Here is a 10,974-nt window from a genome sequence, read left to right on the forward strand (position 1 = left end):
CCCCTACCTGCGTCGGACTTGCACCGACTGGATCGCGCCAGCTTTGCCTGGCGCACCACCACCTACTCCTTACCGGTCTCCCGGCGCACTCAGAACTTGTGCCGCACCCCCGCCATCACGCCGAGGCGTGTGGCGTTTCCATAGGTATTCCCGCTGTTGACGAAAGCCGGCGAGCTGTTCAGCGCGATCCACTGGCCTTGCAGATGGGTGTAGTCGACCTCCACATAGACATCCGTGCGTTTGCTGAAGTTGTAGTCGAGCATGCCGGCGGTGGTGAGCCGCTTGCCGCCCTGCCCCGCGTGGCGCAGCCAGTCGTACTGGAACGTGCCGATGAACGCAAGCGCGTCGGTCAGGTTGAAGCGCGTACCCACGTAGCCGACGTTGTTGCGATAGTCGGCCACATCGAGCCGGTTGTTGGTGTAGCCGAGGTAATACTGCGCCCGCGCGGCTTTCCACGTACCGCCCAGCCCCCACACCGTCTGCTTGCTGGCCTGCGCCGCGGGTACGGCGCCGAAGAACGCCGTGGTCACGTTCTGCGTCTGCTGGTAGACGGCGCCGATTTCCAGCGGCCCTGAGCTGTAGACCAGCGAACCGGCGGCAGCCGAGCCGCTCTTGATGCTGCCGGGCACCTCGCCGAAGGTGTAGGCGGCGGCGGCCTGCACCCCGCCGAAGCTCTTGATGTACTTGATCGTGTTGTCGTAGCGCAGCCCGGTGTAGTTGGCCTGATAGCCGACGATGGAGTTATTGGCAAAGGCCATCGATTCGTAGGAAGAGAGCAACTCGTGGGCCAGTGTGTACTGGCGGCCGAGCGCCAGCTTGCCGTAATCGCCGTCAAGCCCGATCACGGCCGTGCGCCCGAACAGCCGGCCACCTTGCTGGCTGGTGCCGGTGTCGGGCGAGAAGCCCGACTCAAGGATGAACCAGGCCTTGTTGCCGCCACCGATGTCTTCGGTGCCGCGCAGGCCCCAGCGGCTGCCGGTGAGCACGCCATCGGTCATCTGCGTGCGGCCGTCGCCGGCGGCGTCTTCATGGGTGCTGTAGCGGATGGTCGTGTCGAGCAGTCCGTAGAGCGTGACACCACCGGAAGTCTGGGCGACAGCGGGCAGGCTGCCCGCGCCGAGCGCGAGCAGAGCAATCAGTCGTTTTTGCATCGGAGCTTTGTCTCTGTGTGTTGTTGTCAGGTGGGCGAACGCCCGGGTCATGCAGCGTCGGGCACCTTGCGCGGGGCGAGGAAGAAGAGCCAGGCGAGCGCGATGAAGTAGGCGCAGGGGATCATCGTGAACAGCACCGCATAGTTGTTGTGCGTGACCGTGAGCACGTAGCCGACGAGCTGCGTCATGAACATGCCGCCGACCGCGCCGATCATCCCGCCGAAGCCGAACACCGAGCTGACTACGTGCTTCGGCGTGTAATCCATCACCATGCTCCAGATGTTGGCGGTCCACGCCTGGTGGGCACCAATGGCGACCGAGATCGCGGCCACGGCCATCCACAGGCTGCTGGCGCCGGCCGCCATGACGATAGATGTGATGCACACGGCGAAGATGAGCATCGACAGCAACCGGGCGCGCACGGCCGGCATGCCGCGGCTGATCAGCCACGAGGAAAGCGCGCCGCCGCCCACGCTGCCGATGTCGGCCGACAGGTAGATGACGATCAGCGGAATGCCCATCTGCGTGACGCTGATGCCGAGCTGGTACTGCTGGTTGAGGAACGGCGGCAGCCAGTAGAGGTAGAACCAGAACACCGGCGCGGTGATGGCGTAGGCCAGCGCGAAGGCCCAGGTGCCGCGCATGCGCAGGATGCGGGAGTATGGAATGCGCTGCGGGGCCGGCTCGACGTCGCGGGTGACGTGGGCGAGTTCAACGTCGCTGACGGTCGGGTGCTCGTCAGGGTTGTAGTAACGCGCGTACCAGAACGCGAGCCAGATCGCGCCCAGAGCGGCAATGGCGATGAAGGCGGCTTGCCAGCCCCATGCCTGCAGGATCAGCGGCAACATGATCGGGGTAAGCATGGCGCCGACATTGGTGCCGGCGTTGAAGATGCCGGTGGCGATGGCGCGCTCGCTCGCCGGGAACCAAATGCGCGTGGTCTTGACGCAGGCGGGGTAGTTGGCCGCTTCGGAAAGGCCCAGGAAGAAACGGCAGATCATGAAGCCGACAGCGGAAGCCGCAAGGGCGTGGGCGCCGCAGGCGATGCTCCAGAGCAGCACGGCGAGGGCGAAGGCGCGCTTGACGCCGACCATGTCGATGAATCGCCCTTGCAGCGCAAAGCCGATGGCGTAGCCCACCTGGAACCAGAAGTTGATATTGGCGTAGTCCTGCGCGGTCCAGGCCATGGCCTTGGCCAGCACGGGCTGGAGCACGCCGAGCGCGGCACGGTCGATGTAATTCAGCGTGGTCGCGAAGAACACCAGCGCCAGCATGCCCCAGCGCACCTTGCCGAAGGCAAAGGCCGCGCGGATCTTGTCGCCGGGCGAGTTGCCGAGCGTGGCAGCCGCCGGCAGCTCCTTGTGTGTCGTTGTCATGTTGTCTGTCTCCACCAATGAATAAGAAATGCTTGTCCTGCTTGCCGGCGTGCCTTTTTGGGATGGCATCCGCTCGGCGGTTGATCGGGGCGGGCGCCCTCCTCTCAGTACCGGATCTGCGCGACCGCGCGCAGCGCGTCGGGCGTGGCGGTGCCGTAGCCAAAGAATTCCAGGTAGGCCGGGATCATCTCGAACAGCATGTCGGTGCCCACCTGGACCTTGCAGCCGCGGGCCATGGCGGCTTCGAGCAAGGGGGTGTATTCGGTTTTCATCACCACCTCGCCCACCATGGCCCCGGGGACGATGCGCGAAACGTCGAACGGGAGCGGATCGCCGGGACTCATCCCCAGCGGGGTGGCATTGACCACCACGTCGAAGCCATGCGGATCGGCCGAACCGGTCGTCACGCGCAGGGCGGGGTAATGCTCGGCCAGCCGCCCGGCCAGCGCGCGCGAGCTGGCCTCGCGCGCATCGAACAGCGCCAGTTCCGCCACGCCGGCGGCCGCCAGCGACGCCGCGATCGCGCTGCCTACCCCGCCACAGCCGGACACGATGGCGCGTGCGCCTTCCAGCCGGCAGCCCTTGCGCCGGATGCCGCGCACAAAGCCGGCGCCGTCGAACTGGTCGCCGACCAGCGTGCCATCTTCGCGCCGCAGCACGGCGTTACAGGCGCCGGCGATGCGGGCAGTCGGCGTGAGCTCGTCCACCAGATCCACGGTGGCAACCTTGTGCGGCATGGTCACGAGCGCGCCGCGGATATTGGTCAGGCGGAACAGCGAGTGGAATACGCCGGGAAAGTCGTCGGGCTTCACACCCATTGGCACCACCACCGCATCGATGCCCTGCTGTGCGAACCAGGGGTTGTAGATCATCGGCGCCTTGAACGATTCCGTGGGATAGCCAAGGTGCGGAATGAGCGTGGTCTTGCCGTTGATCATGATGTTCCTGAGGTCTGGGGGCACTGGAGCCTGGCGGCCGGCAGAGGGTTCTGACGGAAGGCGGGGCGCGTTGTTGACGGCAGATTAGTGGCCGGATGCGGGCGAGCCAAGAGATGCAAGGTGCATATTGCGCGATCAGTGAACGCACATGCGCGATCAGGGCGCGCAGTACGGGTTTCCACGGGGTGATGCCGATTGCTGCCACGAGGTGGCCCGGCGCGAACGGATTGCTATGATCCAACGACGCCGCATGTCTCCGGCACCGCCCCCACGCCACCCCCACAGGAGCAATGACAATGAGCGCCGCAGAAGTCTCTTCCCCGCGCGCGGACAATTTCCAGCCCTGGGACAACCCGCTGGGCATCCAGGGCTACGAGTTCATCGAGTTTGCCTCGCCCGACCCGGCCGCCCTTGGCCTGACCCTTGAACGCTTCGGCTTTGCCGCCATTGCCCGCCACCGCCACAAGTCGGTGAAGCTGTACCGGCAGGGCGAGATGAACTTCATCGTCGATGCCGAGCCGGACTCCTTTGCGACGCGCTACGCCAGCGAGTACGGCCTGTCGATCTGCGCGATCGGCATCCGCGTGAACGATGCCGCGGCCGCCTTCGCCCGCGCGCTGGAAGCCGGCGCGTGGCCGTTCGAGGGCGGCACGGTGGGGCCGATGGAGCTCAATATTCCCGCCATCCAGGGCATCGGCCAGTCCATCCTCTATTTCATCGACCGCTGGCGCGGCAAGGAAGGACGGCCGGGCGACGTGGGCGACATCTCGATCTACGACGTCGATTTCCGCCCGCTGCCGCAGGCCGCCGATCCGCCCGGCGCAGGTCTCGTGCGTGTCGATCACCTGACCCAGGCCGTCGAGCCCGGCCATCTCGAGGAATGGCTGGAGTTCTACCGCAAGGTGCTGGGCTTCCGGGAGATCCACGAAATCGATGCGAGCTGGCAGGTTGCCAGCGAGGCGCGCGCGCTGGTGTCGCCGTGCGGGCGCATTCGCATTCCGCTGTATGAGAAGGGGACGCCGCGCCACGACCAGATGCGCCACTACCTGGCGGACCAGCACGGCGAGGGCATCCAGCACATTGCGCTGGCCACCGACGACATACTGGCCAGCGCCGCGGCACTGGCGGCCAACGGCGTGCAGTTCGTGCAGCCGCCGGCGCCCTACTACGATTCCGTGGACACGCGCATGCCCGGCCATGGCCTGGACCTTGCCGCGCTGCAACGCTTCGGCATCCTGGTCGACGGCGCGGTGCGCGACGACGGCACACGCGAGCGTTTCCAGCAGGCGTTCGTGAAGCGCGAGGCGGGTGAATTCTTCTTCGAGATCGTCCAGCGCGACGGCCACCACGGCTTTGGCGAGGGCAACCTGGCGGTGCTGGAAGCGCTGGCGGGCGCCAGCTGAATCTCGCAGGCAGGCGAGTGTCTGCGCGCCACCAACGTTTGCGTCCGCTGTTGGCCGCAACCCGTCATTTTCCGGCGGATTTATGCGCGCCCGCGCACCCCCGGGCGCTGCATCCGCGTGGCATGGCACGTGCGTATAGGTGGGAGAACGTCGGAACCGTCGTTCATCCCAGGCTCACTGCATCAGGCAAATCACGGGGAGCGTATTTCGCCTGATGCAGTGGCCTACCTTCCAAGGAGACCACCATGCACGCCAAGATCGCCCATGCCGTCATCACCGCCGCCGCTATTGCCACCGCCTGCCTGGCCGGCGCCGTCCAGGCCTCTGGCCCGCGCGACAGCACGCACGCCGGTGACAAGTACGGCTACAGCTTCCGCACCGACAAACCCGACGCCTTCACCGACGGCGCCCGCTCCGGCAAGTTCGACACCTACGGCGAAGGCACCCGCCAGGTCGACGTGTACACCGGCGGCGCGCGCATCGTCGCCGGCATGGACCGCCAGGGCGTATCGGCCGAGCCGTCGCGCAAGTTCGATGTCTACACCGACGGCGCGCGCATCGTCGCCGGCATGGACCGCCGCGGCGTGTCGGCCGAGCCGTCGCGCAAGTTCGATGTGTACAGCGATGGCGCGCGCATCGTCGCCGGCATGGACCGCCGCGGCGTGTCGGCCGAGCCGTCGCGCAAGTTTGATGTCTACAGTGATGGCGCGAAGGCCTGACTGAGCGCTGGCCGGCTGGCAGCCCGGGGGGTGCCAGCGGCTACTTGTTGTCCGTCAGCGCGATGCGGAACGCCAGTGCGCCCAGCACGCTGCCCATCACATAGCGCTGCGCACGCAGCCAGCCTTCGCTGCGCGACAGGAAGGCGGTGATGCTTGCCGCGCCGAGCACCAGCATGAAGTTCACCGCGCCGCTCACGCCAATCTGCACGGCGCCAAGCTGCAGGCTCTGCATCAGCACCGACCCCTTCTCCGGATGCAGGAACTGCGGGAAGAAGGACAGGTAGAACATCGCCACCTTCGGGTTCAGCAGGTTGGTGATGAACCCCATGCTGAACAGCTTGCGCGGCGGATCGGCCGGCAGCGCGCGGGCCTGGAACGGCGCCATGCCGCCCGGGCGCAGGGCCTGCCATGCCAGCCACAGCAGGTATGCGGCCCCCGCCAGGCGGATCGCGTCGAACGCGAACGGCACCGCCATCAGCAGTGCGGTAAGCCCCAGCGACGCCGCCATCAGGTGGACGACAAAGCCCAGCAGCACGCCAGCCAGCGAGATCAGGCCGGCGGCGCGACCCTGGCACAGCGCGCGCGATACGCAATAGATCATGTTAGGGCCGGGCGTGAGCACCAGGATCAGTGCCGCCAGGGAGAAGAAGGCGAGATCGTGCCAGTTCAGCATGTCAGGTTCCTTGGTAAAGCGATGTGGTCAGCGTGCGCGGCGCCTCTTCCGGGCGACGGTTTCGGGGCGTCCGGCAGGGGCATCAGGCTCGGGATCGCTGGCGGCCAGCCGTTCGAGATGCTCGACCAGCAGGCGCGCGGCGGGCGACAGCAGTTGCGCATCCCGGAAGCAGATGGCGAAACGGCGGCGAGCCCAGGCGTCGCTCAAGGGTACAACGCAAACGCCAAATGTGCTGGCGACGGGCTGCGCGATTTCCCGCGGCACGACGGCAACGCCCAGGTTCGCGCGCACGCAGCGCAGGGCGGCATCGAAGGTGGACACCACCGCCCGGTATTTGATTGGCCGTCCGATGATCGCGGCGTAGCGCGCCAGCATGAGGTAGACCGCGGTCTGCGCCGGCATGCCGACGTAATCGAAGGACAGCGTCTCCTCGAACGAGCATTGCGCCGCGGCCGCCAGCGGATGAGAGGCGTGCACCACCACGGCAAGCCGGTCGCTGCGGTATTGGCGGGTCTCGAATCCCTCCAGGTCGGCCGCATCCCAGCAGATGCCAAGCGGCGCGGAGCCCTCGCGCAGGGAGCGGACCACCTCGCTGCTGAGGCTTTCTTCCACCGTGACCCGGATGTCCCGGTGCTCGGGCATCTGCAGGAAGGCGGCGATATCGTCCGGCAATGACTCCGCCATGGACGACACGGTAGCCAGCAGGCGAACCTGCCCGCGCACGCCGGCGCCGTAGTCGGCCATGTCGCGGGAGACGCGGTCGGCGGCAGCAAGCATGGCACGCGCGTGCGCCAGCACGATCTCGCCGGCCGCGGTCGGAATGACGCCGCGCCGGCGCCGCTCCAGCAGCGTGGCGCCGACCGTGTCCTCCAGCTGCGCAAGCCGCTTGCTGATGGCGGACGCCACGATGTTCTCCTGCTCGCCGGCGCGGGCCATGTTCTGGGTTTCGCACACCGCCACGAAGAGCCGCAGGGTGGTCAGGTCAAGGTCTCGCATCGGGGGAACAGGTCCTGAATAGCCTTTCCGGGATGGAATGGCATGGGCTGATCATAGCGCCGCACCCGCTCGACGGGAATGGCTGGCTTGCATCTGCGCCGCCGGCATCACACGCATCGGAGACTTTCCGAAACGGAACGAAAGCATGCACCAATGATCGCTGTAGCTTCACTTCAGAAACGCATAGAGTCTGGGCATCCACCCGGCACACGGGGCACTCCACACCCACCTGACATGACCGCCTCCCTTCCCACCCACGCCGTGATCCGCGAAGTCGGCTTGCGCGATGGCCTGCAGAGCATCCAGACCATCCTGCCGACCGAACACAAGCGCGAATGGATCCGTGCCGCCCATGCCGCCGGCCAGCGCGAGATCGAGGTCGGCTCCTTTGTGCCCGCGCGCCTGCTGCCGCAACTGGCCGATACCGCCGAACTGGTCGACTATGCGAGGCGCTTTCCGGAACTGTTTGTCTCCGTGCTGGTGCCCAACCTGCGCGGCGCCGAAAGCGCCATCGCCAGCGGCGCCGACCTGATGATCGTGCCGCTCTCGGCCAGCCACGCGCACAGCCTGGCCAACCTGCGCAAGACGCCGGACGAGGTGGTGGCCGAGGTGGCGCGCATTCGCGCCGCGCGCGATGCCGCCGGATCGAAGACGCTGATCGAAGGCGGCGTGGGCACGGCGTTAGGCTGCACGCTGCAGGGCCGGGTCGAACCCGACGAAGTCCTGCGCCTGATGCAGGCCCTGCTGGATGCCGGCGCCGATCGCGTGAGCCTGGCCGACACGGTCGGCTATGCCGACCCGGCGATGGTCAGCGAACTCTTCGAACGTGCCGTGGCGATTGCCGGCGAGCGCTTCTGGTGCGGCCACTTCCACGACACGCGCGGCCTGGGCCTGGCCAACGTCCATGCGGCGCTGCAAGCGGGCGTGACGCGCTTCGATGCCTGCCTGGCCGGCATCGGCGGCTGCCCGCACGCGCCCGGCGCGAGCGGCAATGTAACCACCGAAGACCTGGCCTATATGCTCGGCAGCATGGGCATCGACACCGGGCTCGACATCGGCGCGCTGCTGGCCCTGCGCGAGACCGTGGCCGGGTGGCTCCAGGGCGAGACGCTGCACGGCACGCTGTGGCGGGCCGGATTGCCGAAGACCTACCCCGCCGCCGCTTCTTCCTCCACCGCTGTTGCCTGAGAACCAGCATGTCCAACGTAATATCCAACGACAGCCAGTCCCTGCCGCTCGCCGGCATCCGCGTGGTGGAATTCACGCACATGGTCATGGGCCCGACCTGCGGCATGATCCTGGCCGACCTCGGCGCCGAAGTCATCAAGGTGGAACCGCCCGGCGGCGACAAGACCCGCAACCTGCCGGGCCTTGGCATCGGCTTTTTCCGCGCTTTCAATCGCAACAAGAAGAGCGTGGTGCTCGATATCACCACCGAAGAGGGCCGCGCCGCCGCCGCCGAACTCGCCGGACAGAGCGATGTGCTGCTGGAGAACTTCCGCCCCGGCCTGATGGCGAAGCTCGGGCTGGACTACGCCACGCTCGCGAAGCAGTATCCGCACCTGATCTACGTCTCGCACAAGGGCTTCCTGCCCGGCCCTTACGAGAACCGGCTGGCGCTGGACGAAGTGGTGCAGATGATGGGCGGCCTGTCCTACATGACCGGTCCCAAGGGCCGTCCGTTGCGCGCTGGCACGTCGGTCAACGACATCATGGGCGGCATGTTCGGCGCCATCGGCGTGCTGGCCGCGCTGCGCGAACGCGACCGCACCGGCAAGGGTCAGGAAATCCAGAGCGCGCTGTTCGAGAACTGCGTCTTCCTGGCCTCGCAGCATATGCAGCAATACGCCATGACCGGCGAAGCACCGCCGCCGATGCCCTCGCGGGTATCGGCGTGGAGTGTGTACGACGTGTTCACGCTGGCCGAAGGCGAGCAGCTCTTTATCGGCGCGGTCAGCGACAAGCAGTTCGTCACGCTGTGCAACGTGCTGGAGCACCCCGAACTTGCCGCACTGCCGCAATACGCCAGCAACGCGCAACGCGTGGCAGTGCGCCCCGAGCTGCTGGAACGCCTGGGCGACATCCTGCGCCACCACCGCACGCAAGATCTCGCGCCCAGGCTCGAAGCCGCCGGCATTCCGTACGCGCCGATCGTGCGGCCCGACCAGCTGCTGGACGATCCGCACCTGCAGGCCAGCGGCGGACTGGTGCCGATGGAGGTGGACGACGGCTCGATCGCGCCGACGGTGCTGTTGCCGCTGCTGATGGGCGGACGCCGCCCCGGCGTGCGCCGCCCGCTGCCGAAAGCCGGCGAACACAACGAAGAGATCTTTGCGCGGCTGGGCAAGACCAGCGCACCCTGATTCAGTGGACCAGAACGTTGCACCTATAAAAGACAGACCGGAGACAACCATGCATGCCTCACGCCTCGCGCGTCCGACCGCCGGCGCCAACCGCCGCACCTTCCTGAAAGCCGGTACGGCGGCCCTCGCCACCCTTGCGCTGCTGACGCTGCCGGCGCTCAGCCAGGGCACTTCCGGCAAGCCGGTGCGGCTGATCCTGCCGATCAGCGCCGGTTCCGGCGTGGATACCATTGCGCGCGCCGCCAGCCCGGCGCTGGGCAAGGCACTGGGCAAGCCCGTGGTGATCGAAAACCTGCCCGGCGCCGGCGGCATCAGCGGCGCCGCGGCGGTGGTCAAGGCGGCGCCGGACGGGACCACGCTGGGGCTGGTCTCGAACAACCACGTCATCAACCCGAGCGTTTTCAAATCGATGCCGTTCGACCCCATCAGGGATGTCACGCCGATCAGCGTGATCGGCGCCACGCCGCTGGTGCTGGTGGTGAATCCGAAGGTGCCGGCGAAGAACGTGAAGGAGCTGGTCGCGCTGATGAAGGCCAAACCCGATACGTACAACTACGCATCGTCCGGCAACGGCACCGTCATCCATCTGGCAGGCGAAATGTTCCTGGACGAGGCCGGCGTCAAGGCGCATCACGTTCCTTACAAGGGCACCGGCCCGATGGTCACCGACCTGCTCGCGGGCCAGGTGGAAATGGGTGTGGTCGCGCTGAATGCGGTGCAGCCCTACCTCAAGGCCGGCACGCTGCGCGCCATCGGCCTGTGCGGCGCGACGCGCTCGCCAGCCGCGCCTGACATCCCCACCATCGCCGAGCAGGGCCTGCCGAACTACAACGTGGAAGGCTGGTTCGCCGTGGTCGGCCCGGCCGGCATGCAGCCCGCCGAGGTCAAGCGCGTGCACGATGCCTTCGCCAAGGCCTTCACCAGCCCGGAAGTGGTCGAAGCCATGAAAAAGCAGGCCACGGTGGTCAAGCCCGGCACGCCGGAAGCGGCAGCCACCTTCTTCCGCAGCGAGGCCAGCCGCTACGCCGCGCTGGTGAAGAAGGCGAACGTGAAGGCCGAGTAAGCAGCCCGCCCCCGGACCCTGCTTTCCTGTCGGGCCGCCAGACCATCCGGACGCGGCCCCCCTTACCCGAAGCATCCATGTCCCTTTACCAGCTTGGCGAACAGGCTCGTCGATTGGGGAGGCTTGGGGGGGGCGGCTGCTGGTGCGCGTGAGGGTGGTGGCTGCGGGTTGGCGCTGTCGTAGGTCGACGGCCTCAGGTTTCGCCCCTGAAGGGGCGACCTACTTATATGAACGCGCCCCGGTTTGCAAGGTAAGACGAACATGCCGGCTTGAGCAGGACTGGTTGCAGACT

The 10,974-nt window shown here is 67.1% G+C and carries 10 protein-coding genes; 5 read left to right on the top strand and 5 right to left on the bottom strand.

The genetic code is table 11. The features are described 5' to 3' along the window. Positions 1-89 precede the first annotated feature (89 nt). The 3 genes from RM96_RS24220 to RM96_RS24230 form a co-directional block, all read right to left on the bottom strand. Positions 90-1,151 carry a porin gene (locus tag RM96_RS24220; protein WP_039014270.1) on the bottom strand — a complete coding sequence of 354 codons (1,062 nt, stop codon included), beginning with the start codon at positions 1,149-1,151 and terminating at the stop codon, positions 90-92. A gap of 47 nt (positions 1,152-1,198) precedes the next feature. Beyond that, positions 1,199-2,527, bottom strand: coding sequence for an MFS transporter (locus tag RM96_RS24225; RefSeq protein WP_039014271.1), 1,329 nt, complete (start codon positions 2,525-2,527; stop codon positions 1,199-1,201). A 104-nt stretch (positions 2,528-2,631) separates the two neighbouring features. Continuing rightward, positions 2,632-3,465, bottom strand: a complete 834-nt coding sequence (locus RM96_RS24230) for a shikimate dehydrogenase family protein (protein WP_039014272.1) — start codon at positions 3,463-3,465, stop codon at positions 2,632-2,634. A gap of 296 nt (positions 3,466-3,761) precedes the next feature. Here RM96_RS24230 and RM96_RS24235 point away from each other — a divergent pair, with 296 nt between their 5' ends. Both RM96_RS24235 and RM96_RS24240 read left to right on the top strand, forming a co-directional pair. Continuing rightward, the gene (locus RM96_RS24235) at positions 3,762-4,868 is read left to right on the top strand and encodes a 4-hydroxyphenylpyruvate dioxygenase family protein (RefSeq protein WP_082016696.1); all 1,107 of its coding nucleotides are present in this window, start codon (positions 3,762-3,764) and stop codon (positions 4,866-4,868) included. Between the two features lie 245 nt (positions 4,869-5,113). After that, a complete protein-coding gene (locus RM96_RS24240; protein WP_039014274.1) occupies positions 5,114-5,587 on the top strand; it encodes a hypothetical protein in 474 nt (157 codons plus the stop codon). 40 nt (positions 5,588-5,627) lie between these two features. Here the strand turns inward: RM96_RS24240 and RM96_RS24245 are convergent, their stop codons facing one another. Then, positions 5,628-6,260, bottom strand: a complete 633-nt coding sequence (locus RM96_RS24245; protein WP_039014275.1) for a LysE family translocator — start codon at positions 6,258-6,260, stop codon at positions 5,628-5,630. A gap of 27 nt (positions 6,261-6,287) precedes the next feature. Next, positions 6,288-7,256 (bottom strand): LysR family transcriptional regulator, encoded by a 969-nt coding sequence (locus RM96_RS24250; RefSeq protein WP_039014276.1) that lies wholly within the window; start codon positions 7,254-7,256, stop codon positions 6,288-6,290. A 234-nt stretch (positions 7,257-7,490) separates the two neighbouring features. Between RM96_RS24250 and RM96_RS24255 the strand changes: the two genes are divergently transcribed. The 3 genes from RM96_RS24255 to RM96_RS24265 are packed head-to-tail and all read left to right on the top strand — an operon-like array spanning position 7,491 to position 10,682. Continuing rightward, positions 7,491-8,444 carry a hydroxymethylglutaryl-CoA lyase gene (locus tag RM96_RS24255; protein ID WP_039014277.1) on the top strand — a complete coding sequence of 318 codons (954 nt, stop codon included), beginning with the start codon at positions 7,491-7,493 and terminating at the stop codon, positions 8,442-8,444. Between the two features lie 8 nt (positions 8,445-8,452). Continuing rightward, a complete protein-coding gene (locus RM96_RS24260) occupies positions 8,453-9,619 on the top strand; it encodes a CaiB/BaiF CoA transferase family protein (RefSeq protein WP_082016697.1) in 1,167 nt (388 codons plus the stop codon). A 49-nt stretch (positions 9,620-9,668) separates the two neighbouring features. Then, positions 9,669-10,682, top strand: coding sequence for a tripartite tricarboxylate transporter substrate binding protein (locus RM96_RS24265; RefSeq protein WP_052279718.1), 1,014 nt, complete (start codon positions 9,669-9,671; stop codon positions 10,680-10,682). The last annotated feature ends 292 nt before the right edge of the window (positions 10,683-10,974 follow it).

This window comes from Cupriavidus sp. IDO (assembly GCF_000812465.1).
In the GTDB taxonomy this organism is placed as follows: domain Bacteria; phylum Pseudomonadota; class Gammaproteobacteria; order Burkholderiales; family Burkholderiaceae; genus Cupriavidus.

Coding starts and splice junctions, on each gene's coding strand:
- RM96_RS24220 (WP_039014270.1), bottom strand. CDS start 1,151: ATGCAAAAACGACTGATTGCTCTGCTCGCGCTCGGCGCGGGCAGCCTG.
- RM96_RS24225 (WP_039014271.1), bottom strand. CDS start 2,527: ATGACAACGACACACAAGGAGCTGCCGGCGGCTGCCACGCTCGGCAAC.
- RM96_RS24230 (WP_039014272.1), bottom strand. CDS start 3,465: ATGATCAACGGCAAGACCACGCTCATTCCGCACCTTGGCTATCCCACG.
- RM96_RS24235 (WP_082016696.1), top strand. CDS start 3,762: ATGAGCGCCGCAGAAGTCTCTTCCCCGCGCGCGGACAATTTCCAGCCC.
- RM96_RS24240 (WP_039014274.1), top strand. CDS start 5,114: ATGCACGCCAAGATCGCCCATGCCGTCATCACCGCCGCCGCTATTGCC.
- RM96_RS24245 (WP_039014275.1), bottom strand. CDS start 6,260: ATGCTGAACTGGCACGATCTCGCCTTCTTCTCCCTGGCGGCACTGATC.
- RM96_RS24250 (WP_039014276.1), bottom strand. CDS start 7,256: ATGCGAGACCTTGACCTGACCACCCTGCGGCTCTTCGTGGCGGTGTGC.
- RM96_RS24255 (WP_039014277.1), top strand. CDS start 7,491: ATGACCGCCTCCCTTCCCACCCACGCCGTGATCCGCGAAGTCGGCTTG.
- RM96_RS24260 (WP_082016697.1), top strand. CDS start 8,453: ATGTCCAACGTAATATCCAACGACAGCCAGTCCCTGCCGCTCGCCGGC.
- RM96_RS24265 (WP_052279718.1), top strand. CDS start 9,669: ATGCATGCCTCACGCCTCGCGCGTCCGACCGCCGGCGCCAACCGCCGC.